Source organism: Streptomyces sp. NPDC001480 (genome assembly GCF_042894725.1).
In the GTDB taxonomy this organism is placed as follows: Bacteria; Actinomycetota; Actinomycetes; order Streptomycetales; family Streptomycetaceae; genus Streptomyces.
Genome location: NZ_JBIAVX010000002.1, coordinates 46964 through 67700, shown reverse-complemented (window position 1 = coordinate 67700; position 20737 = coordinate 46964). Strand labels below are relative to the sequence as shown.

Here is a 20737-nt window from a genome sequence, read left to right as displayed (position 1 = left end):
CGGGCCCGGCGCGCCGGGGCGCGGTGCTCCGCCGCCGCCCGTGGCGGGCGGTAGCCGGGGGCGTGGTGCGGCGGGGGCGGGGAGCTGGCCGCACACTGTCGTCGCCGCATCTGCGATGTGCGTCGCCGTGCCCCGCCGGACGTGCCGATCGTTCACCGCCTCGGCCGCGACCACGGGCCCGGCGCGCCGGGGCGCGGTGCTCCGCCGCCGCTCGTGGCGGGCGGTAGCCAGGGGCGCGGCGCTCCGCCGCCGTCCGCGGCGGGCGGTAGCCGGGGGCGTGGTGCGGCCGGGGCGGGCGGTCGGCCGCGCACTGTCGTCGCCGGCTTCGAGGGGCGTCGCCGTGCCTTCGGGACGAGCTCGTGCCGATCGGTCCCAGCAGTGGAGACCCCGGGCGGGAGCCCAGTCGCCCGAGGTGTCCGCCTTCGTGTGCCGCGCGCGCGGACGGGAAGGCTGCGAAGCTGATCGGAGAGAGCGCTGTTCCCGGCCCGATGGACAGCGGGTGGTGAGTGCAGTGGCTGTGATCGACGAAAACGACTGGGGGACGGCCGCCACGGGTGTGGATCCCCTGGGGGACCCGATCCTGCACACCCGGTTCGCGCTGCCGACCAGGCCCGCCACGTTCCTGCGGCGCGAGCGGCTGGTCCAGCACCTCCAGCAGGCGCTGAAGACCCCTCTGACCATGGTCAACGGAGCCGCCGGCGCCGGCAAGACCCTGCTGGTCGCCGACTGGGCGGCGGGCCTCGCGGAGCCCGTCGCCTGGCTCACCCTCGAGGCGGGCGACCAGCGCCCCGGGATGTTCTGGGCGTACCTCCTGCACGCCCTGCGGGACTGCGGTGCTCCCGTGCCGGACGAGATCGGCTGCCCGGCCGAGGCGACGCGCGTCGACCAGAGGCTGCTGGCCGCGCTCGCCGCCGGCCTCAGCGGCCGTGACCGGTCCGTCACCGTCGTCCTCGACGAGTACGACCGGGTGACCGCCCCGGAGATCGCGGAGCAGCTGGAGTTCGTCCTGCACCACGCCGGCCCCGGCATGCGCCTGATCATCGTCACCCGCACCGAGCCGATGCTGCCGCTGCACCGGTACCGGGCGGCCGGCGAGCTGACCGAGATCCGCGACGCGGAACTGGCCTTCACCCCGGAGGAGGCCGTCACCCTGCTGGAGCTGCACGGCCTGCGTCTGCCCGTCGACTCCGCGCGCGGCCTCGTCGAGCGCACCCGGGGCTGGGCCGCGGGCCTGCGCCTGTGTGCCCTCGCGGCACAGGAGAGCGCCGACCCGGAGAGGTATCTGAAGGAGTTCGAGGCGGACCGGAGCACGGTCGCCGACTATCTGCTGGCCGAGGTGCTCAAGCGGCAGCCGGAGGAGACGCAGAACCTGCTGCTGCGGGTCAGCGTCCTGGAGCGGTTCTCCCCCGATCTGGCGAACGCGATGACCTGCCAGTCCGACGCCGAGGCCATCCTCGCCGGGCTGCACCGGGAGAACGCCTTCGTGGAGGACCTCGGGCACGGCTGGTACCGGCTCCACCCGCTGTTCGGGGAGATACTCAGGGCCCATCTGCGGGTGCGCCTGCCCGGTCTCGAACCCGAACTGCACCGGCGGGCGGCCCAGTGGCTGCGGCGGGCCGGCCTGCTCCCGGAGACCCTCGCACACGGCGCCGCCGCGGGCGACTGGGACTTCACCGCCGGTGCCCTCGTCGACGACCTGGCGATCGGACAGCTCCTGACCGGTCTGCGCTCCGACGACCTCGCCGGACTGTTCTCCCGGATGGAAGCCGAGGCCGCGACTCCCGCGACGGTCCTGGTGCGCGCGGCCCGCGAACTGTCCAGCAGCGATCTCGACCGCGGCCTGGCCCACCTGCACCACGCCGAGGAGCTCCTGGCCGGCGACGCGCCCGGCCAGGCGGCGGCCCTGCTGACCTGCGCGCTGCTGGAGACCCTGGCCGCCCGCCTGACCGGGTCTCCCGGGCAGGCGGAGAAGGCCGCCGAGGCCGCCGCGGACCTGCGGCCGGAGGTTCCGGCCCACCTGCTGGAGAAGCATCCCGAACTCACCGCCCTCCTGCTGACCCATCTGGGCGCCACGCGCCTGTGGGCCGGGCACTTCGAGGACGCCCGCGCCGCCCTGTCCACGGTGGCCGGATCGTCCGGCGGGGCCGCCACCGTGCTGCCCCGGGAGGAGTCGCTGGGGCACCTGGCGCTGCTCGACTACCTCAACGGCTGGCCCGGCAGAGCGGAACGCAAGGCGCTGGCGGCGGTCTCCGAGACGGAGCGGTACAGCCTGCCCCAGCCGTCCGGCTCCGGTGTCGAACGGCTCGTGCTGGCGGCGGTGGCCGTCGACCGCGACGAACTGGACCGGGCCGAGACCCTCCTCGACGAGGTGGCCGGGCTCCGCTCCGCGGTGCGCGACCCGGTGATGGCGGCGGGACAGGCCATCGCCAGGGCGCGGCTGCTGCTGGCCCGGGGCAAGGCCCGGGCCGCGCTGGACGCGGCCGGCCCGGCCGTCCCGGCCGAGGTGGTCTCGCCCTGGGCGGAGAGCCACGGGGCCCTGGTCGCCTCCGCCGCCCACCTCGCCGCGGGACGGCCGGAGAACGCCGCCGAGGCGCTGCGGAACGTGGCCGACGACCAGCCGGCCTGCGCCGTGGAGGCCGCGCGGATCCAGCTCGCCGCGGGTGATCCCCGTACCGCGATCGAGCTGCTCGACAGCGTGCGCGGCGACGCGCGGATCGGTCCCGCGGTGTCCGTGCGGGCCGCACTGGTACGGGCGCAGGCCGCCCAGCGGGCGGGAGACACCGCCACCGCCCGCAGGCTGCTCGCGCAGGCACTCGTCGACGCCCGTCGTGAGCGGCTGCGCCGCCCCTTCCGGGACGCCGGGCCCTGGCTCCGGCCTCTCCTGGTCGTGCCACCGCTGCGGCAGCTGGCCGCGGGCTGGCTCGAACACGGACCGGTGGAACCGGGCGGGCCGGTCCGTCCCGAGGCCACGCCCCCGCCGCTCTTCGTGGAGGACCTCAGCGGGCGCGAGCGCGACGTGCTGGAGCGGGCCGCCCGCATGATGTCCACCGAGGAGATCGCCGCCGACCTGCACGTGTCGGTGAACACGGTGAAGACCCACCTCAAGAGCGCCTACCGGAAGCTGGCGGTGAACCGGCGCAGCGACGCCGTGCGCCGCGCCCGGGACCTCCGGCTGCTGTGACCCGAGGGTGATGGGGAGCCGACGTCCTCCAGACAGGGGTGCCGCCATGTACAGGACCGGCCCCGCGGCGACGCGGACGAGCGGTGACGAGCGCCGGGCGCACGCCGACTACACGGGCGGTGTCTACGGCTCCATGCTCGCGGCCTCCGTGGTGGCCGGCGCCGGCGCCCTCGGCTCGTACCCGCGCGTCGAACTCGTCGTGCTGTTGCTGCTCACCGGCGTGGTGTTCTGGGTGGCGCACGTGCACGCCCAGCTGTTCGGCGCGCACCTGGCGCAGCGGCGCCTGGACCGCCGGACCGTGGTGCACGTGTGCCGGGACGAGTGGCCGATCGTCAAGGCCGCCGTCCCGCCCGCCCTCGCGGTCGCCGTCAGCCCCCTGCTCGGCCTGGGCCTCCAGGGCGCCGTCTGGCTGGCCCTCTCGGTGGCAGTCGCCGGGCAGGTCGGCTGGTCCGTGGCCGCGGCGCGCCGGTCCGGCGCCTCCTGGCCCCTCGCCACGCTCACCGCTTCGGTCAACCTGCTGCTCGGCCTGTTGATCATCGTCTTCAAGCTTCTTCTGAAGCACTGAGACCGGCCGTGACACCGGCCGTCCGGACGGGGCGCCGGATCACCTGTGCCGGGTGAGGCCCCGCCGGGCGGCGAAGCGGAGGATCGCAGGTGAGGGTGCGGTACGCCGGTTAGCGGGTCGCTCGTGGGAGTACTGCCGATGCGCTATGAGATCCGCGTCGACGGCCATATGTCGGAGACGCTGGCCAAGGCCTTCCCGGAGCTGGACCACGTGGTCATGTCCGGGCAGACCGTCCTGTTCGGCCCCGTCCTCGACGAGGCGCAGCTGTACGGGCTGCTCGCACGCTTCCAGTCCCTCGGGCTGCGCGTGGTCGAGATGCGGCAGCTCCCGGAGTGACCGGGAGCGGGGCGGACGGCGGCGGGTGGCTCAGAGATACTCCGCGCGGAGCCGGCCGGAGCGGACGGCGGCTCCCAGCGCCTCGAAGTCCCGCTCGTTCTGGTCGGCGTAGGCCTGCGCGAAATCCGTGAGGGCCTGGTCGAAGCGGTCGCTGCCGCCCAGGTAGGCGCCGATGGCGACGGGATCGCCGGAGCGGGCGTGCGCCCGGGCCAGGGAGGCCCCGCACAGGCTGCCGAAGAGGGTGAGCAGTGTAGGGTCCATGGTCTCGGGTTGCAGGATGCCCTTCCAGTCGCGCAGCTGGCGGACGTAGAAGTCCCGGCCGCGCCCGTCGAGGCCCATCACGTGCGTCCAGCCCAGGAAGATGTCACTGGTCGTCTGGATGAGGCGCTGCCCGGTCACCACCCGGCGGCCCTGGTTGTCGTAGTGCTCGCCGCCGGTGTGGGCGGCCAGCACCGACTCCTGCGCCTCCTTGGCCTGGAGCAGGAGCGGGTCGTCGTCGTCCCTGCCGAGCAGGAGCAGGATCCAGCACCGCGTGCCGACACTGCCCACGCCCACCACCTTCCGCGCGATGTCCACCAGGCGGTAGTGGCGCAGCAGATGGCGGCGTTCGGAGGGCAGGGTCCGCGCGTACGACTCCAGCAGGGACTGGAACTCCCTCTCCTGCCCGTCCCCGGCCTGGTCCGGCCGCAGATCCCCGAGCGGAGTGATCAGCGGCGGGTCGGGTGTGATGCGCCTGCCGTCGGCCGTGTTCCGGGTGAGCTTCTCGAAGGCCTGCATCTGGGTGCGTGTGCGGGCCCGCGCCGTGGCCTCGGCGGTGCGCCGCCTGGCGGCCTTGTCCATCGACGACGCCAGCAGCTTCCGGATGCGGTCGGCGTCGTCCTGGGCGTACCAGATGTCCAGGGTGCGCAGGCCGGCGAACTCCCGCATCCGCTCCCGGTAGGCCAGCACGCACGCCCGTACGGTGCCGTCCTGCTCCCTGCGGGAGAAGCCGTTGGCCCGGCCCGCTATCGCGAAACTGGCCGCCAGCCGCTTGACGTCCCACTCGAACGGGCCGGGCAGGGTCTCGTCGAAGTCGTTGATGTCGAAGACCAGGTGGCGCTCCGGCGAGGCGAGCAGCCGGAAGTTCAGCAGATGGGCGTCGCCGCACAGCTGCGCCCGCAGTCCGGTGTCCGGGGCAGTCCCCAGGTCCGCCGCCATGATCGCCGCCGCGCCGCGGTAGAACCGGAACGGCGACTCGAGCATGCGGCCGTAGCGGATCGGCACCAGTTCCGGTACCCGGGTGGCCGACTGCCGTTCGATCACCTCGACCGGGTCGGGCCGCTTCGGCCCCGGATCGAACCGGCTCTGCTCCGTGCGCGGCACGCGGGTACGGGCCTGCCTGCCGTGGGCCGCTCGCTCGGCGGCCGACAGCCGGGTCGTGAAAGCGCTCGTCGTGGTCATGGCCCCGCCTCCCGGTCCCGCGTCGTGGTGTCGTCGTCGGCGTCCGGTTCGGCCGACTGCTCACGCCGCCGCAGGCCTGCCTCGACGGCGCCGGCGAGCACCCGCGCGGCGCCGCCCACCAGCAGCAGCCCGCAGGTCATCTGCACCATCGTCAGCACGCGTCCCCCCTGGGAGCGGGCGGTGATGTCGCCGAAGCCCACGGTGGTGAACGTGGTGAGCGTGAAGTACAGAGCGTCCGTCCTGGTCAGCTGCTCGCTGAAGGAACCGGGAACGGCCCGGTCCATCAGGTAGTAGGCGCCGGCGAAGAGCACCAGGAACAACGCCACCGTGGCGGCGAGCGCCTCGACGGCCTTCAGCCGTGGGTGGGGCGAACGCATGATGGCCCACACCTGCCACAGGAACACCAGCAGGACCGCCAGCAGGCCGCACGCCAGGAGTATCAGGGCACCGGCCGTGTGGAGGTCGTTCAGGGGCAGCAGGTAGTAAGCGGTGACGAGCGCGGCGACGGTGAGCACGGAGCGCAGGGCGGCCATGCCGGCCGCCCGCCGGCCGGCATGGTGCCCGCGGCCCGGCGGGTACGCGTCCTGCCCGGTCCGGGAGTGCTCCGTCCGGGCGGCCATGGGATCGCTCATCTCGTGTCCCACTGCATCGCGTCGTGGACGGCCGGCGGATCACCCACCGCGGGTGATCCGCCGGCCGCGGACGCGCGGGACGCTGGCCCGGTGAGGTCCCCCCCACACCGCCCCGTCGGCGGTCCACGAGCTCCGCGATCGATCGCGCGAGGAGGAGCCATGACCACATCGCGTGATCCGTCGGCGCCCAGTGGACCGGAAGGCATGCCCGGCGGGGCGGCTCAGCCCGCGGAAGGAGCCGAGGACGTCCTGGGCCGGCTCGGCCGTTCCTGGACCTGGATCCTCGCCTCGGCGGTCGCGACGATCGTGCCGGGCCTGCTGGTACTGGTCTGGCCGGACGAGACCCTGCACGTACTGGCGGTCCTCATCGGCCTGTACCTGCTGGTGCTCGGGACGTTCAGGTTCGTGGCCGTGTTCGGCCGGGAGGGGCACGGAGAACGGCTTCCGGGGCTGGTGGTGGCCGTGCTGTACGTCCTGGCCGGAGTGCTGTGCCTGCGCAACCCGCTGCAGACGATCGCCGCTCTCTCGGTGATCGTCGGGATCGTCTGGCTCGCCTCCGGCATCCTCACCCTCTACACGGCCCTGGCCGCCAAGGACCTGCCGCACCGCGGCGCCGTCCTGGCGGGCGCCGTCCTCGCCATCGTCGCGGGGATCGTGGTGCTCGCCCTGCCGGCCGAGTCGGCCCGTGCGCTGACCCGGCTGCTCGGCCTGTGGCTCGTGCTGCTCGGCCTGGCCGAGGCCGGAGTCGCCTTCGCCTGGCGGTCGGCGCTGCGCAGGCCGGACAAGGTCACCCGCGCCGGGTGAGGCGCCCGGATCTCGACGTGGGCACGCTGAGAACGGCATGGAACGGCTGGGCGGAAGCCCAGGACGGAGGAGTGACATGAGCGCGCAGATGTACCTCGCGTACGACTATCCGCTGCTGAGTGCCTTCATGACGATGCTCTGGTTCTTCCTGTGGGTCTTGTGGTTCGTCCTGCTGTTCCGGGTCATCGTCGACATCTTCCGTGACGACGAGATGGGCGGCTGGGGCAAGGCCGGCTGGCTGCTGTTCGTCGTCTGCCTGCCCTTCCTGGGCGTGTTCGTCTACCTCATCGCACGGGGCAAGGGCATGGGCCGCAGGGAGGTGGCGCAGGCGCGTGCGCAGCAGCAGGCCTTCGACGCCTACGTCCGGGAGACCGCGGCCGGCGGGAGCGGGCGCAGCAGTGCCGACGAGCTCGTCCGGCTGTCCGAGATCCGGGCCCGGGGCGACATCACGGACGACGAGTTCCGCCGCGCCAAGGAACTCGTCCTCAGTGGTCACGGGTCGGCGGAGAAGCCGGGGACCACCGCGTCCCCCCGCTGACGGACACACCCAACGGCAACGAAACGAGGTAGTGGTATGACCGCGTCACACAGCGCGCCCGAGACCACGGCGAAGCAGCAATGGGCCGGCGGCCTGACGATCTTCGGAGCGGTCATGCTCATGATCGCCGGAGTGCTGGACATCTTCCGGGGCATCATGGGGATCGCCCAGGACGACGTCTTCGTCACCACGCGCAACTACGTGTTCCAGTTCGACCTCACCGGCTGGGGCTGGGTCCATCTGATCCTGGGCGCGGTCGCGGTGATCGTCAGCCTGGGGCTGTTCCAGGCCGCGCTGTGGGCGCGCATCGCCGGCGTGACCATCGCGGCGCTGATCATCATCGCCAACTTCCTGTCGCTGCCGTACTACCCGGTGTGGTCGGTCGTCATGATCGCGATGTCCGGGTTCGTCATCTGGGCCCTGTGCGTGGTGCAGCGCGAGGCCTCGCCCGACATGTTCGGCAGCCGGCGCGGCGGGATGTGAGGCGGTCGCAGGGCGCCCTACGGAGGACCCCCGACCGGAGGACACCCGGTCGGGGGTCCTCCGCTGGCCCGTGTTCCGGCGGCCTTGTGTCCTGGTAGGGCCGACGACGGGCAGCCGCCCCGGCCGGGTGCGCTCCGTCGACGAGGACGGGAGTGCTCCATGCCGCCACAGGACGCCGAGGGTGAGCCGGGCAAGCCGGGCGAGAGCGAGCTGGACGAGCTGCGTCGGCGGGTCGCCCAGCTCGAGTCGTCCGGCCGGCCGGCGTCACAGCGCCGGCATCCCCTGCGTACCACCGGATCGGTGCTGCTCGTCATCCTGGCGTCGATCCTGTCCATCCTGGCCGTCACGGCCGTCTGGGCGCGGGACCAGATCACCGACACCGACCGGTTCGTCGCGACCATGGGGCCCCTCGCGAGCGACCCCGACGTGCAGCAGGCTGTCTCCCGCCGGGTCACCGACGTCGTGGTGCAGAAGATCGACGTGCCGGCCCTGGTCGACCAGCTGTCCAAGGCGGCGTCCCAGCCCGGTGTCCCACCCCGTGTGTCCCAGCTGATCGGCCCGCTGACCGGGCCCATCGAGAACGGTGTGAAGAGCCTCATCGGCGCGGCCGCGGACCGGGTCGTGACGAGCCAGGCCTTCGCGAAGGCGTGGACCGACGCGATCACGCTGGCGCACAACGCCATGGTCAAGGCCCTGACCGGGGAGGGCGGCGCGGTCCGGCTCGCCGGCGACCAGGTCAGCATCGACCTGGCACCCGTCGTCGACCAGGTCAAGACACGGCTCGTGGACGCGGGCCTGGGACTGGCCGCGAAGATCCCGACGGTGCACACCCAGTTCACGGTGTACGCCTCGCCGAAACTCCACGAGCTCCAGCTCTACCTGCGACTGCTCCAGATCCTCGGCAACTGGCTCCCGGTGGTCACGGTGCTGGTCGCGGCCGGCGGCGTCTACGCCGCCTGGAACCGCAGACACGCGCTGATCGGCGCCGCGCTCGGGATCGCCGCGGCCATGCTGGTGCTCGGCATCGGGCTCACGGTCTTCCGCACCTACTTCCTCAACCAGTTGCCGTCGGGTGTCTCCCCGGGCGCGGCGGGCTCCGTCTACGACGCCCTGGTGTACTTCCTCAGGAAGGCCGCTCGCGCGGTGGGGGTGCTGGCCGTGCTGGTCGCGCTCGGCGCGTTCTTCGCCGGTCCCTCCCGGATCGCGACGACGACCCGGGCCGCGTGCACCACGGCGGTCGGCGGCGTCCGCCAGGTCGCCGAACACGTCGGCTTCCGGGCCGGGCCGGTGGAGCCGTTCGTCCGGCGGTGGAAGCGGTGGATCGGCATCGTGATCCTCGTCGGCGCCTCGATCGTGTTCGTGTTCTGGGACCATCCGACCGGCATGGTGGTGTTCTGGTTCGCCGTCGTGGTCCTGGCCCTCTTCGGCGTACGGGAGTTCCTCGCGCCGGGCCCCGGCCTCGCCGGACTCGGGCGGCGCGAGCCCGGCCCGCCTCGCCCCGGGCCCGCCTCCCGGCCCGGGGCGACCGGGTGAGCCCTCGCGGGCCGCGCCCGGCCCCGTCACGCCCCGGCCGGCACCCGGTCCAGGAAGCCGAGCACCGACCTGATGCGGCCCTCCGCGTCCAGCGTGATCACGTCGAAGCCCGCCACGGGCGCCGAGCCGTCGGCCTCGTTCACCAGCTCCCAGGCGAAGCGGGCGGTGTCGTGGTGCCCGTCCACGGCGCCCAGCGGACGGAAGACGAAGCCGGGGAACTGCTCGTGCGCCCCGGCGATCACGGCGGCTATCCCCTCGTGCCCGGCGACGTCCGTCAGCGGGTCGGTGTAGGAACCGTCGGCCGTCCAGGCCGCGGCGACCGCCTTCGCCAGGGCCTCCGGCTCGGTGGCGTTCCAGGCCTCGAAGTAGCGGGCGGCGGCGGTCTGGTAACGGTCGGTGTTCACGGACATGGGAAATCAGCCTCCATCGAGGTCGTCAAACGCTGGTCGGGAACCGGATCCTCGGTGCGTCGAACCGGTGTGACCACCATGCCCGCGGGCGCCGTGGAAGGTCGATTACCCCACGGGTAATGGCGGCGGGGAGGACGAGGGAACGGGGCACGCGCCCCGGCGGATTCCGGCCAAGAACGGCGGCGAATATGCCAACAGACTGGCCGGAAAGTCATGGTGACAGAGTGTCAGTAGTGAAGATACTCGAACGTCAGGGGCACTTCACCGCACAGGAGCCGCACGGAAAGCGAGGGCCCGGCCGGCGGAGGAACGACGCGACGGGGGAGTGGATCGTGCACGACGAATTCCTGTGCCATGTCACCGCGTACGGCTGGTGCGACGGACGGCGCATCGGCGTACCGCTCGGCACCTACCGGGCGCCCACCCTGGCGCTGGCCCTGTGGTGGCTGCGCGACCGGGCGCTGTGGATCGCCGAGCGGCTCGACCCGCAGCCGGACAGCCCCCACTACCCGCCGAACGCCCTCGCGCCGGTACCGGACACCGTCACCGACGTGCCCGGCGTGCTGCGCGCCTGGTGCGCCGACGAGGGCCGGCAGGAACTGGTCGCCGACGAACTGGCCGACGGCCGGCTGGTGCGGATCGCGGCGAGTGACGAGACCACGGAGTACGAACTGCTCGCGGAGTCCGTCGACGCCCTGCGGATGCAGCGCACCATCCCGGCGCTCGTCGTTCCCGTCGCCTGACACGTGACACCGTGACTCAGCCGGCGCGGACGACCAGGGCGTAGTCGCCCAGGCCCAGCAGGCGGTCGGCCGGGATCGTGCCGAGTGCCGTGTAGACCGTCTCCACGCGGCCGGTGGCCGGGTCGAACGCGAGGTCCTGGACGGTGCCCCGTTCGTCTCCGGCATCCGTCAGTATCCGGTGGTGCAGGGCCTCGTGGTGCGACGGCGCCGGGGGCGTGGCGGTGTCCGCCGCCGGTTCCGGGCGGACGAGTACGGCGTCGGGGCCGACCGCGTGCAGTGCCGCCCACGGCAGCGCGTCGGTTCCCCGGCCGCGCCGCGCGCCGACGCGGACGTGGGTGACCGCCCGGGCGGCGGCGTCGACCGTCAGGGCCTTCACGACGCCGATCTCGGCCGCCTCGGCGAGGGTCACCACGGGCAGGCCCCGCACCTGCGAGTACAGCATCACGGCAGTGGCTCCTTCGGTGGGTTCGGCGGATGACCGTCCGCGTCGCCGCGGGCGTGGAATGCCTGGACCTGACCGACGAAGCTCGGCAGGTCCTCGGCGACGTACAGCGTCGCGTCCGCGGGGACGACCAGGGCCTGGCCGGAGACCGCGAGGGTCTCACCGCGCGGGACGTACACCTTGTGCCGGCGGCGGCTCGACCCCGACGCCCCGGACGCCAGCGACCTGCTCGCCGCGATCCGGAAGCCGACGACCCGGCCGCTGACGCCGCCCTCCACGACGACGTCGAGCACCCTGCCGACCTCCGTGCCCGCGTCGGTCAGCACCTTCGCGCCCAGCACCCGGCCCTTGACCGCCTCCCGGCGGACGACGACGGCGGCCGCCTCGGTCAGCACGCCCGGGTCACGGATCATGACCGCGTGATGTCCCAGGGAGTGCACGCCCGTCCAGGGCAGGCTCCGCTTGAGCGGGCCGGAGAGCAGGCCCCGTCCGCTCAGGGTGAAGCCCGTGATGTGACCGGCCGGGGCGTCGAACACGGTGTCCTTGATCTGTGCGACCGCGTCACCCGAGAGAGTGACCACCGGCAGGGTCGAAAGACTGCGCGCGGCCATCAGCTCCGAGCCCACCCGCCCGGGCCCCGACAGCAGAGACCCGGCCATCACACGCTCCGTCCGCCGTACTTGTGCCCGCGCCGTACCGCGATCACCGTCCCCGACCGCCGGCCGGCCTGGACACCCAGCGCCAGCAGCGACGCGACCGCCACCGCGGCCACCACCAGGACCAGCCACACCCACCAGGCCACCGTCCACCTCCGGCCCTCCGTCCCGGCCGCCCTCGGCCGGAGCCACCCTCTCCGGGTGCCCCGGACCGGCGCGCCGATGCCCGCTGTGCGCGCAGGGCGAACGTCCGGCTGGACTGCAAGGCGTCTGCCGGGGTACGAGGACTGGTGCAGCAGTGACCGGCCGGGTCCGGATTCCGAGAGAGAAGCGCATGACCGACCACGTGGACGGGGCAGTGATACCAAGCGGTTTCGACGTGCCCGTGGAACCGCTGCGACGGGCGGCGCACTACACCGGTGAACCGGGATGCATCGCCGAGGCGCGGTCCTTCGCCGCACAGTTCCTCGAACAGCTGAGGACCGAGTGGTGCGCCGGTATCGACGCCCGTACCGACGGCGAACTGCTCCTCGTGGTCAGCGAGTTGGTCACCAACGCCGACCGGCACAGCAACGGGCCGTACATCCTGGAACTGGAGGGCACGGACGCCACCGTCTCCGTGTCCGTCTACGACAGCAGCGTCGCCCTGCCGCGGCGCTTTCCGCGCGACCCCCAGCGGGTGGGCCGTCACGGCCTGGAGATCGTGCACGCGCTGGCGGCGGAGGTCACCGCCGAACGCGTGCCCGTCGGCAAGAAGGTGCGTGCCCTGGTGCGGCTGCCCGCTGAACGGTGAGGGCGGGTCAGGCGCAGCCCAGCTCGCCCAGCATGCCCTGCCGCAGGCGGGTGATGATCCGCTTGATCAGCCGTGAGACGTGCATCTGGGAGCAGCCGAGGCGCTCGCCGATCTCCGCCTGGGTGGCCTCCTCCACGAACCTCATGTGGATGATCTGCCGGTCCCGGTCGCTGAGCTCGGCCATCAGCGGGGCGAGCGACTGGAAGTCCTCCACCAGCCGCAGGCCCTCCTCCTCGACACCGATGAAGTCCGCGAGCACCGCCTCGCCGTCCTCGGGGCCGTCACCGGTGAGCGCCGCGTCGAGGGACGAGGAGTTGTATCCGTTGGCGGCCAGCTGCGCCTCGACGACCTGGTCCTCGGTGATGTTCATCAGGGTGGCGAGCTCACCGACCGTCGGATCGCGGTCCAGCCGGCTGGAGAGTTCCTCGCGCGCCTTGGCCAGCTCGACCCGCAGCTCCTGGAGCCGCCGGGGCACGTGCACCGCCCAGGTGGTGTCCCGGAAGAACCGCTTGATCTCGCCCACGATGTACGGCAGCGCGAACGAGGTGAACTCCACCTCGCGTGCCAGTTCGAACCGGTCGATGGCCTTGATCAGGCCGATCATCCCGGTCTGGACGATGTCCTCCATGTCGTCACCGCGGTTGCGGAACCGCCCCGCCGCGAACCGCACCAGCGACATGTTCATCTCGATGAGCGTGTTGCGGGCGTACTGGTACTCGTGCGTACCCTCCTCCAGCTCGGTCAGACGCTGGAAGAACTGGCGGGACAGCTCGCGTGCGTCACGCGGAGCGATCGTGCGCGGGTCCTCGATACCAGGCAGTGATCCCTCGTCCGTCCCGTCCTCGGCGGTCCTCTCGGCGACCACTGCTTGCGACCGGATCCCGGCGGTGTTCATTGCCTCTCCCACGAAAGTCACGGTTCGACGTCTGCCTCTTCGGCCGGGTTCTCCGGATGACCGCCCCAGCACTGTGCTGGTCGCGGGTACCCGGAATACGGCCGTCCATGCGTGTCCCACGGTGCGGGTACCCCGAGTGACGCGACACATGCGGGCGGTGCGCCCAGGTGGCGGAAACCGTTCTCCCCCCGGGCCGGTGACGCTTAGGCTGACGGCGTGACCGATCGAGCGCCGCAGCCGCACCAGAGCCCCGTCGTACCCCTGCACCCCGGCGACCCGTCCCCGGCGCCCAGGGAACCCCTGTGGCGCGATCTGGTCGGCGACGTGCTCCGCCGGGAGCGACTGACCCAGGAGCGCACGCTCAAGGAGGTCGCGGACGCCGCGCGGATCTCGATGCCGTATCTCTCGGAGGTCGAGCGCGGCCGCAAGGAGGCCTCCTCGGAGGTCCTCGCGGCCGCCGCCCACGCCCTCGGCCTGGGCCTCGGCGACCTGCTGTCGCTGGCCCACGGGGAACTCACCCGGCAGCAGGCGAACCGGAGCCGCCAGGTGACCCGCACGCCGTACCGGGGGCTGTGCCTGGCCGCCTGACAGGCGCCACCAGGACGGCCTCAGCCGGCTCCCTTCTCGCGCAGCTGCCGGAAGAACGCCCGCACGTCTTCGACGATCAGGTCCGGCTCCTCCATGGCCGCGAAGTGCCCGCCCCGGTCGAACTCCGTCCAGCGCACGATGTTCTCGGTCCGGTTCGCCTTGTGCCGCAACGGCAGCTGGGGTTCGGCCGGGAACAGCGCGAGCGCGGTCGGCACCGTCGACGGCTCGGCCGGAGCGGCGGACCGGCCGGTGGCGTGCGCCCGCTCGTAGTAGATCCGGGCGGACGAACCCGCGGTCCCCGTCAGCCAGTAGAGCATCGCATTTGTCAGCAGCAGGTCCCGGTCGACGGCCTCCTCGGGCAGCTGCTCGGAGTCCGTCCATTCACGGAACTTCTCGACGATCCAGGCGAGCTGGCCGACGGGCGAGTCCGTCAGCGCGTACGCCAGGGTCTGCGGCCGGGTCGACTGCAAGATCGCGTACCCTGTCCCCTCGCGCGACCACTGGGCCCACCGCCGCCACGAGGCGAGCGTGCGCTCCCGCTCCTCGGGGCCGAGCTCCGCCAGTTCCCCGTCCGTCGGCTCCTCGGCCGCCTGCGCGCCGGGCAGCAGGTTCAGATGGACGCCGATGACCCGGTCGGGGTGCGCGCGGCCCAGTTCGCGGGAGATCGCCGCGCCCCAGTCGCCGCCCTGCGCCCCGAACCGCTCGTAACCGAGCCGCCGCATCAGCTCGGCCCAGGCATCGGCTACCCGGCCCGCCTCCCAGCCCGGCTCCGTGGTCGGCCCCGACAGCCCGAAGCCGGGGATGCTCGGCACCACGACGTGGAAGGCGTCGGCCGGATCACCGCCGTGCGCCGCCGGATCGGCGAGTGGCCCGACGACGTCCAGGAACTCGACGACGGAACCGGGCCAGCCGTGGGTGATGACCAGTGGTGTGGCGTCCGGCTCCGGGGAGCGCACGTGCGCGAAATGGACGTGCGCCCCGTCGATCGTGGTGGTGAACTGCGGCCACTCGTTGAGCCGAGCCTCGGCCGCCCGCCAGTCGTACTCGTGCCGCCAGTACCGGACGAGGTCGCGCAAATAGTCGGCGGGGACGCCGTACGCCCAGCCCGTGCCCGGCAACTGGTCCGGCCACCGGGTGCGGTCGAGGCGCTCGTACAGGTCGTCCAGGTCGCTCTGGGGGATCGCGAGACGGAAGGGGCGGACGCTGTCGGCAGGGGATGACGTCATGGTCGCGATGCTAGTTGCGTGCGCCGCTTGGGCCATTCGGATTAATCGGCGGCCCGGCCGATGAGTTTCGCGGCGCCGACCGGTCGATACAGATGACCGCGTTCCACGCTCCAGGAGGTGCTCATGACCACCGACGGATTCATCACGTGTCTCTGGTTCGACGGCCAGGCCGAGGAGGCCGCCCACTTCTACGTCTCTGTCTTCAAGAACGCCGCCATCGGCCGGATCACCCGCGGCAACGAGGCCGTTCCGGGCCCCGCCGGCTCGGTACTGACCGCCGAGTTCACGGCCAACGGCCAGAAGTTCGTCGCGCTCAACGGCGGCCCCCAGTTCAAGTTCAACGAGGCCGTCTCCTTCCAGATCATCTGCTCGGACCAGGAGGAGATCGACCACTACTGGAACAAGCTCACCGAGAACGGCGGCGAGGGCGGCCCCTGCGGCTGGCTCAAGGACAGGTACGGCCTCTCCTGGCAGGTCGTCTACGACCGGCTGATCGACATGATCGGCGGCCCGGACCAGGAGAAGGCGACCCGTGCGACCCGGGCCATGATGTCCATGGGCAAGCTCGACGTCGCCGAACTGGAGAGGGCGTACGCGGGGGAGTGACCGACGTGCCGGCCGGCGGGCGTGACGCCGAAGGGATCTGACGGCACGCCCGCCCCGACGCCCCGGCTCAGACCCGGTCGGCCGCGATCAGCAGGTACTGGAAGCTGCCGTTGCGGTAGGCATTCAGGAACGTGTCCTCGATGCCCGTGACCAGGTGGTCGGCCTGCTTGCGCAGCTCCCAGTACGGGATCGTGGCCGCCGTCAGATCCTGTACGTGGACCGGCACGAGGCGGTTGTTCGCCATGGCCCGGAAGTACGCCGACCGGGGATGGATGTCGCAGATGTAGTGCGCGTTGATCAGCGACACCTCGCGCGAGGCCTGCCCGTACGTGTCGTTGTAGCAGCCGGTGATCACCACATAGCGCCCGCCGCGCCCGAGCAGCCGGGCGTGCTCGGCGAACAGCAGGTCCAGCTCGACGTACATGGTGGACTCGTTGTTCCAGGAGGCCGCGTAGGCGCCGGAGGCGAAGCCGGTGTCGAGCATGTTGCGGTGGTGGTAGCGCACCTTGCCGTCGATGCCCCGCTTGCGGGCCTGCTCGTTCGCGAACCCGGCCTGCTTGGCGGAGATGGTGACGCCGTCGGCGTGGCAGCCGTACCGCAGGTTCGCCACCACGCTGCCACCGCCCCGGCCGCACCCCGCGTCGAAGACCCGGTCGGTGGGCGAGAGCGGGCCGAGGTGGGCGGCGAGCAGCTCGGCCTGGGCGTGCTCCAGGCGGTGGAGTTCGGCGGTGATCCGCTCCCGGCGCAGGGCGGCGTCGGGCTCGTCGAGCACCGACCAGTCGGCTTCACCGACGCCGTAGTGGTGGTGGTAGAGGTCGTCGATCTTCCCGAGTTCGAGGTTGACCGGGTTCTCCTCGGCGTTCCAGTAGTCCGCGACGCGGTTCTGGTACGTGGACTGGGTCGGCACCGGGGCCGGCGTGGTGCCGGCGACGGGGGCGGTGGTCAACAGTGACTCCTCACTGGAGTGTCTGACACGGGGTCAGTGGGGTTACCAGTAGTTGGGCAGGTGGTAGCGGTGGCTGTTGGTGGCGTGCCATTCGTGGTTGCCGGACACCCAGGCGGCCAGGCCCTGCGCGTAGCGCTCGATGAGCGGCGAGGTGGCGGACAGCAGGGCGGACTCCTCCTCGAAGGCCGCCATGATCCGGTTGTGGATCTCGACGGACTCCAGATAGGCCGCCTTCAGCCCGCACCGCTCGTTCGCGGCGACCACCTGGGGCAGGTTGAGGTGTGCCGGGTCGTTCGCCAGCTCCTTGGTGAAGGAGTACAGGTCGTTGACGATGGTGGTGGCGTTGCAGGCCAGGGCGGTGATCCGCTGGATCTCGGGGCGGGCGTACACCTGCTCGGGCAGTTCGTAGCCGTCCACGGCGTCCACGATCGACAGACACGGGCGGAAGTTGTTGAACTGCCGCATCACCAGGTACTCCCAGACCCGGGGCACGTACCGGGTCTCCGCCCAGGCGGCCTCACCGAGGTAGCCCAGGTGCAGCCGGGCGAGGTCGTGTGTGAAGCGGGTGGTCTGGCTGGGCGTGGCGAGGACGGCGAAGTCCTTGAGGGCGAAGTGGTACGAGCGCAGCGGACCGTCGGCCCGCATGCCGTGCCGCCACTCCTCCTCCAGCTCGGGCGTGCCGTGGTACGGGTCGATCGCCGACTGGGCCATGACCAGTCGGCCGCCCAGCCCGCGCGGGGACCCGCCCCGGTCCTCGCAGTAGCAGTCGTCGACGATGTTCTCGGCGAGCAGCAGCTTGCCGGCGACGGTGAGGCGTTCCAGGTCGGCCGCGCCCGGGTGCTGGAGCACCACGGCCCGGCCGAACTGGAACCCGGCGAAGTCCCCCGTCCAGGACTCGGGGAACAGGTCGAGACTCCGGGCCCAGGCCTCCAGCCTGCGGTCGATCTCCGCCGCCCGCTCCGGGTCGGCGGGCGCGGCCGGCCGGTACAGCAGTCCGGGGATCGCTCCGGTGCGCCTGGCCCGCACCGACCGGGCGAGATCGGGCGGGCCGGGCAGCGGAAGGGAGGTGGGAGGTGCGCTCATGGGGTGCTCCGGGCCGTCACTCGGCCGTCCGGCCGATCTGGACGTTCTCGAGGATCCCCGCGGCGTCGGGGACCAGGATGGCCATCGAGTAGTAGGCGGTGACGAGGTAGTTGATGATCGCGGCCGTGTCGATGCCCATGAAGCGGACGTTGAGCCCGGGCTGGTGCTCCTCGGGGATGCCGGTCTGGTAGAGGCCGACGACCCCCTGGTCGGCCTCTCCGGTACGCAGCGCGAGGATGCTGGTGGTGTGCTGCTCGGTGATGGGGATCTTGCCGCACGGGTAGATCGGCACCCCGCGCCAGGCGGGGACCTCGTGTCCGTCGACGGTCGCGGTGCCGGGCACCAGGCCGCGCCGGTTGCACTGCCGGAAGAAGGCCGCGATCGCCTTGGGGTGGGCGAGGAACAGCTTGGTCTTGCGCCGCATGGAGAGCAGCTCGTCCATGTCGTCCGGGGTGGGCGGCCCGGTGAAGGTGCTGATGCGCTGGCCGTAGTCGGTGTTGTGCAGCAGCCCGAACTCCCGGTTGTTGACCAGTTCCCACTCCTGGCGTTCGCGGATCTCCTCGATGGTGAGCCGGAGTTGCTGCTGGGTCTGGTCCATCGGGTTGTTGTAGAGGTCGGCGACGCGGGTGTGAACCCGCAGCACGGTCTGGGTGAGGGACAACTCGTATTCGCGGGGACTGAGTTCGTAGTCGACGAACCCGCCGGGCAGCGTCGGCTCGCCCACGTGGCCGGCCTGCACCGGGACCTCCGCCTCGCCCTTGCGGTTCATCGGCCTGCGGTTCCGCTCGACGTACGCCTCGAGGTGCGCGGCGAGGGAGGGCACCCGGTCGGTGAACTCGGTGACGACGGCCCACGGCAGCGCCAGCACCACGCCCGAGGTCTCCGCCCGCACCGAGCTCAGCCACAGGGGGTCGGACTGGCCGACGGCCTCGTCCCCCATCTGGGCCCCGCCGGAGACCACCCCGAGGATCTCCTCGTCGCCGTACTTTCCGTTCGTGTAACGGGTGAACCGGCCGTGGGCGACGAGGTAGGCCTCGGTGACCGGCTGCCCGGCCTCGAACAGGACCTGGCCGGCCCGCACCTCGCGGGGCTGGAACCGGCCGGCGATCTCCCGCAGCACGTCGAGGTCCTCGTAGCCGCGCAGGACCGGCAGTTCGGTCAGTGTCTCGGGGATGACCCTGATGTCGTCGGCGCCGTTCTGCTCGAAGTGCACCCGGCCGCGGCCGGTGCTCAGCTGAAGACGGCGGTTGACCCGGTAGGTGCCGCCCTTGACGTCCACCCAGGGCAGTGATTTCAGCAGCCACCGCGAGGTGATGGCCTGCATCTGAGGTTCGGACTTGGTGGTGGTGGCGAGCTGGCGTGCCGCCCGGGTGCTCAGACTGGTGAACTGCCCGTCGGCCGCGGGATCGGGGGCGGGTTCGTCGACGGCGGAGCCGGTGGCGCTGTCCGGTGTGGACACTTTCCCTCCCGGGAGCTGAACAGGGGTGGCCGGATCGGTCGGTGGTGAGCGAGGTGGTGGTGAGCGAGGTGGTGGCGTGCGGGACAAGCCAAACAGCAGTGGTGAGGTGCCGGGTACGGCGTGAAAGGGGCGGTTTCATGCCCTGGTGGTGCAAACATGCCGTTCGGTGCGCATGGGCCCACGTGATGTGATCGCGCGCCGGTCCCGCGCTTCCGTGTCCGGGCGTGCGCGAGTGCGGCGGCGGGTTCGGGTGTGGCGGCGGGTTCAGGTGAGGTCGTTCACCAGTACCGCCGCCCCGTCGAAACGGCCGGCCTTGAGATCCCTCAGGGCCTGGGGAGCCCGCGACAGGGGATAGGTGTGCGTCCGCGCCCGGACCCCGTACCGCGCGGCCAGCCGCAGGAACTCGCGGGCGTCCGCGCGGGTGTTGGAGGTGACGCTGCGCAGTTCCTTCTCGTAGAACAACTCGGTCTCGTAGTGCAGCGGCGGCACATCGCTCAGATGGATCCCGGCCACCGCCAGGACCCCGCCCCGGTCGAGGGCGCGCAGCGCCACCGGGACCAGGTCACCGGCCGGCGCGAACAGGATCGCGGCGTCCAGGGGCTCGGGCGGCGGGTCGAGGGTGTCGCGCGCCGAGGCGGCGCCGAGCTCGCGCGCCAGCCGCCGGGCGGCCTCGCCCCGGGTCAGGACGTGCACGGTGGCGCCCTCCGCCAGCGCCAGCTGCGCGCACAGGTGGGCGCTGCCCCCGAAGCCGTACAGACCGAGCCGGCCGCCCCGCGGCAGCCCGGTGCGCCGCAGGGCGCGGTGGCCGATGATCCCGGCGCACAGCAGCGGCGCCGCGGCCGCGTCGTCCAGACCGCCGGGCAGCCGGTGGGCGAAACCGGCCGGGACGGTCGTGTACTCGGCGTAGCCGCCGTCGGTGTCCCAGCCGGTGTACCGCGAGCCGGGGCACAGGTTCTCGGCTCCGCGCAGGCAGTGGGCGCAGGTACCGTCGGTCCGCCGCAGCCAGGCCACGCCCACCCGCTCGCCCACCGTGAAGTCCCGGGCCGCCGCCCCGGTACCCGCCACCACGCCGACCACTTCATGCCCCGGGGTCACGCCGGGCCGCCGCACCGGCAGATCGCCCTCGGTGACGTGGAGATCGGTGCGGCACACCCCGCAGGCGAGCACCCGGACCAGCAGCTCGTCGTCCCCGGGCACCGGCACCGGCCGCTCCACGAGCCGCAGGGGATCGCCCTCGGCCGGCCCCGGGCGGACCACCGACCACGCCCGCATCGTCGCCGAACCCGTCCCCGTCGCGTCCGTCATCCCGTACCCCGTCCCGCCGAAGGCCTCCCTCCCCTCCCAGTCTCCGGCGGCCGGGCGGGTTCGGCGCGCGGGC

22 protein-coding genes and 1 pseudogene are annotated in these 20737 nt (G+C 72.4%); 11 read left to right on the top strand and 12 right to left on the bottom strand.

Annotation, left to right across the window (positions count from 1 at the left end):
* The first annotated feature begins 499 nt into the window (after positions 1 to 499).
* The 3 genes from ACFY01_RS04170 (at position 500) to ACFY01_RS04160 (ending at position 4082) form a co-directional block, all read left to right on the top strand.
* On the top strand, positions 500 to 3181 hold the full coding sequence (locus tag ACFY01_RS04170; RefSeq protein WP_390734105.1) for a LuxR C-terminal-related transcriptional regulator: 2682 nt from the start codon (positions 500 to 502) through the stop codon (positions 3179 to 3181).
* Between the two features lie 46 nt (positions 3182 to 3227).
* The gene (locus ACFY01_RS04165; RefSeq protein WP_390734104.1) at positions 3228 to 3746 is read left to right on the top strand and encodes a hypothetical protein; all 519 of its coding nucleotides are present in this window, start codon (positions 3228 to 3230) and stop codon (positions 3744 to 3746) included.
* A 138-nt stretch (positions 3747 to 3884) separates the two neighbouring features.
* A complete protein-coding gene (locus ACFY01_RS04160; protein WP_361814023.1) occupies positions 3885 to 4082 on the top strand; it encodes a hypothetical protein in 198 nt (65 codons plus the stop codon).
* A 30-nt stretch (positions 4083 to 4112) separates the two neighbouring features.
* Here ACFY01_RS04160 and ACFY01_RS04155 read toward each other — a convergent pair whose 3' ends face one another.
* A complete protein-coding gene (locus ACFY01_RS04155; protein ID WP_390734103.1) occupies positions 4113 to 5522 on the bottom strand; it encodes a DUF2252 domain-containing protein in 1410 nt (469 codons plus the stop codon).
* The gene (locus tag ACFY01_RS04150; protein ID WP_390734102.1) at positions 5519 to 6154 is read right to left on the bottom strand and encodes a potassium channel family protein; all 636 of its coding nucleotides are present in this window, start codon (positions 6152 to 6154) and stop codon (positions 5519 to 5521) included. Before ACFY01_RS04150 ends, ACFY01_RS04155 begins: the two co-directional genes overlap by 4 nt.
* Before the next feature lie 159 nt (positions 6155 to 6313).
* Between ACFY01_RS04150 and ACFY01_RS04145 the strand changes: the two genes are divergently transcribed.
* From ACFY01_RS04145 to ACFY01_RS04130, 4 genes are all read left to right on the top strand, one after another.
* Positions 6314 to 6958: an HdeD family acid-resistance protein gene (locus ACFY01_RS04145; RefSeq protein ID WP_390734101.1), complete on the top strand. Its 645-nt coding sequence runs from the start codon at positions 6314 to 6316 to the stop codon at positions 6956 to 6958.
* A gap of 76 nt (positions 6959 to 7034) precedes the next feature.
* Positions 7035 to 7496 (top strand): SHOCT domain-containing protein, encoded by a 462-nt coding sequence (locus ACFY01_RS04140; RefSeq protein ID WP_390734100.1) that lies wholly within the window; start codon positions 7035 to 7037, stop codon positions 7494 to 7496.
* A 36-nt stretch (positions 7497 to 7532) separates the two neighbouring features.
* Positions 7533 to 7979 carry a hypothetical protein gene (locus ACFY01_RS04135; protein ID WP_390734099.1) on the top strand — a complete coding sequence of 149 codons (447 nt, stop codon included), beginning with the start codon at positions 7533 to 7535 and terminating at the stop codon, positions 7977 to 7979.
* Positions 7980 to 8138: 159 nt separating this feature from the next.
* Positions 8139 to 9512 (top strand): hypothetical protein, encoded by a 1374-nt coding sequence (locus tag ACFY01_RS04130; protein ID WP_390734098.1) that lies wholly within the window; start codon positions 8139 to 8141, stop codon positions 9510 to 9512.
* A 26-nt stretch (positions 9513 to 9538) separates the two neighbouring features.
* Here the strand turns inward: ACFY01_RS04130 and ACFY01_RS04125 are convergent, their stop codons facing one another.
* Positions 9539 to 9922 (bottom strand): nuclear transport factor 2 family protein, encoded by a 384-nt coding sequence (locus ACFY01_RS04125; RefSeq protein ID WP_390734097.1) that lies wholly within the window; start codon positions 9920 to 9922, stop codon positions 9539 to 9541.
* 332 nt (positions 9923 to 10254) lie between these two features.
* Between ACFY01_RS04125 and ACFY01_RS04120 the strand changes: the two genes are divergently transcribed.
* A complete protein-coding gene (locus tag ACFY01_RS04120; protein ID WP_390734096.1) occupies positions 10255 to 10665 on the top strand; it encodes a hypothetical protein in 411 nt (136 codons plus the stop codon).
* Between the two features lie 16 nt (positions 10666 to 10681).
* On the opposite strand, the gene ACFY01_RS04115 is transcribed toward ACFY01_RS04120, so the two are convergent.
* Genes ACFY01_RS04115 through ACFY01_RS04105 form a run of 3 tightly spaced genes read right to left on the bottom strand, consistent with a single transcriptional unit; the run spans position 10682 to position 11909 of the window.
* On the bottom strand, positions 10682 to 11107 hold the full coding sequence (locus ACFY01_RS04115; protein WP_390734095.1) for a PRC-barrel domain-containing protein: 426 nt from the start codon (positions 11105 to 11107) through the stop codon (positions 10682 to 10684).
* The gene (locus ACFY01_RS04110; protein ID WP_390734094.1) at positions 11107 to 11766 is read right to left on the bottom strand and encodes a PRC-barrel domain-containing protein; all 660 of its coding nucleotides are present in this window, start codon (positions 11764 to 11766) and stop codon (positions 11107 to 11109) included. Before ACFY01_RS04110 ends, ACFY01_RS04115 begins: the two co-directional genes overlap by 1 nt.
* Positions 11766 to 11909 carry a hypothetical protein gene (locus ACFY01_RS04105; protein WP_390734093.1) on the bottom strand — a complete coding sequence of 48 codons (144 nt, stop codon included), beginning with the start codon at positions 11907 to 11909 and terminating at the stop codon, positions 11766 to 11768. Before ACFY01_RS04105 ends, ACFY01_RS04110 begins: the two co-directional genes overlap by 1 nt.
* A 188-nt stretch (positions 11910 to 12097) precedes the next feature.
* On the opposite strand from ACFY01_RS04105, the gene ACFY01_RS04100 reads away from it, so the two are divergent.
* Positions 12098 to 12556 (top strand): ATP-binding protein, encoded by a 459-nt coding sequence (locus tag ACFY01_RS04100; RefSeq protein WP_390734092.1) that lies wholly within the window; start codon positions 12098 to 12100, stop codon positions 12554 to 12556.
* Positions 12557 to 12563: 7 nt separating this feature from the next.
* Here ACFY01_RS04100 and ACFY01_RS04095 read toward each other — a convergent pair whose 3' ends face one another.
* On the bottom strand, positions 12564 to 13451 hold the full coding sequence (locus ACFY01_RS04095) for an RNA polymerase sigma factor SigF (RefSeq protein WP_390734091.1): 888 nt from the start codon (positions 13449 to 13451) through the stop codon (positions 12564 to 12566).
* 216 nt (positions 13452 to 13667) lie between these two features.
* Here ACFY01_RS04095 and ACFY01_RS04090 point away from each other — a divergent pair, with 216 nt between their 5' ends.
* Positions 13668 to 14039 (top strand): helix-turn-helix domain-containing protein, encoded by a 372-nt coding sequence (locus tag ACFY01_RS04090; RefSeq protein ID WP_390734090.1) that lies wholly within the window; start codon positions 13668 to 13670, stop codon positions 14037 to 14039.
* 20 nt (positions 14040 to 14059) lie between these two features.
* Here the strand turns inward: ACFY01_RS04090 and ACFY01_RS04085 are convergent, their stop codons facing one another.
* Positions 14060 to 15265, bottom strand: a complete 1206-nt coding sequence (locus ACFY01_RS04085) for an epoxide hydrolase family protein (RefSeq protein WP_390734089.1) — start codon at positions 15263 to 15265, stop codon at positions 14060 to 14062.
* Positions 15266 to 15388: 123 nt separating this feature from the next.
* Here ACFY01_RS04085 and ACFY01_RS04080 point away from each other — a divergent pair, with 123 nt between their 5' ends.
* Positions 15389 to 15871 (top strand): VOC family protein, encoded by a 483-nt coding sequence (locus ACFY01_RS04080; RefSeq protein ID WP_390734088.1) that lies wholly within the window; start codon positions 15389 to 15391, stop codon positions 15869 to 15871.
* Positions 15872 to 15938: 67 nt separating this feature from the next.
* Here the strand turns inward: ACFY01_RS04080 and ACFY01_RS04075 are convergent, their stop codons facing one another.
* The 4 genes and pseudogenes from ACFY01_RS04075 to ACFY01_RS04060 form a co-directional block, all read right to left on the bottom strand.
* Positions 15939 to 16817, bottom strand: coding sequence for a geranyl diphosphate 2-C-methyltransferase (locus ACFY01_RS04075; protein ID WP_390734087.1), 879 nt, complete (start codon positions 16815 to 16817; stop codon positions 15939 to 15941).
* 42 nt (positions 16818 to 16859) lie between these two features.
* Positions 16860 to 17942, bottom strand: a pseudogene (locus ACFY01_RS04070) (family 2 encapsulin nanocompartment cargo protein terpene cyclase); the annotation flags it as partial.
* Complete coding sequence (locus tag ACFY01_RS04065; protein WP_390734086.1) at positions 17917 to 19359, bottom strand: family 2B encapsulin nanocompartment shell protein; 1443 nt, start codon at positions 19357 to 19359, stop codon at positions 17917 to 17919. The pseudogene ACFY01_RS04070 and the gene ACFY01_RS04065, both read right to left, overlap by 26 nt.
* A 264-nt stretch (positions 19360 to 19623) precedes the next feature.
* Entirely contained in the window at positions 19624 to 20631 is a 1008-nt protein-coding gene (locus tag ACFY01_RS04060; RefSeq protein WP_390734646.1) for a zinc-binding alcohol dehydrogenase family protein, read from the bottom strand.
* Between the last annotated feature and the right edge of the window lie 106 nt (positions 20632 to 20737).

Bases quoted from the DNA above. Each gene is read 5' to 3' on its own strand.
- ACFY01_RS04080 (WP_390734088.1), top strand. From the start codon at position 15,389: ATGACCACCGACGGATTCATCACGTGTCTCTGGTTCGACGGCCAGGCC.
- ACFY01_RS04060 (WP_390734646.1), bottom strand. From the start codon at position 20,631: ATGCGGGCGTGGTCGGTGGTCCGCCCGGGGCCGGCCGAGGGCGATCCC.
- ACFY01_RS04125 (WP_390734097.1), bottom strand. From the start codon at position 9,922: ATGTCCGTGAACACCGACCGTTACCAGACCGCCGCCGCCCGCTACTTC.
- ACFY01_RS04095 (WP_390734091.1), bottom strand. From the start codon at position 13,451: ATGAACACCGCCGGGATCCGGTCGCAAGCAGTGGTCGCCGAGAGGACC.
- ACFY01_RS04130 (WP_390734098.1), top strand. From the start codon at position 8,139: ATGCCGCCACAGGACGCCGAGGGTGAGCCGGGCAAGCCGGGCGAGAGC.
- ACFY01_RS04110 (WP_390734094.1), bottom strand. From the start codon at position 11,766: ATGGCCGGGTCTCTGCTGTCGGGGCCCGGGCGGGTGGGCTCGGAGCTG.
- ACFY01_RS04160 (WP_361814023.1), top strand. From the start codon at position 3,885: ATGCGCTATGAGATCCGCGTCGACGGCCATATGTCGGAGACGCTGGCC.
- ACFY01_RS04150 (WP_390734102.1), bottom strand. From the start codon at position 6,154: ATGAGCGATCCCATGGCCGCCCGGACGGAGCACTCCCGGACCGGGCAG.
- ACFY01_RS04140 (WP_390734100.1), top strand. From the start codon at position 7,035: ATGAGCGCGCAGATGTACCTCGCGTACGACTATCCGCTGCTGAGTGCC.
- ACFY01_RS04100 (WP_390734092.1), top strand. From the start codon at position 12,098: ATGACCGACCACGTGGACGGGGCAGTGATACCAAGCGGTTTCGACGTG.
- ACFY01_RS04165 (WP_390734104.1), top strand. From the start codon at position 3,228: ATGTACAGGACCGGCCCCGCGGCGACGCGGACGAGCGGTGACGAGCGC.
- ACFY01_RS04115 (WP_390734095.1), bottom strand. From the start codon at position 11,107: ATGCTGTACTCGCAGGTGCGGGGCCTGCCCGTGGTGACCCTCGCCGAG.
- ACFY01_RS04085 (WP_390734089.1), bottom strand. From the start codon at position 15,265: ATGACGTCATCCCCTGCCGACAGCGTCCGCCCCTTCCGTCTCGCGATC.
- ACFY01_RS04135 (WP_390734099.1), top strand. From the start codon at position 7,533: ATGACCGCGTCACACAGCGCGCCCGAGACCACGGCGAAGCAGCAATGG.
- ACFY01_RS04145 (WP_390734101.1), top strand. From the start codon at position 6,314: ATGACCACATCGCGTGATCCGTCGGCGCCCAGTGGACCGGAAGGCATG.
- ACFY01_RS04155 (WP_390734103.1), bottom strand. From the start codon at position 5,522: ATGACCACGACGAGCGCTTTCACGACCCGGCTGTCGGCCGCCGAGCGA.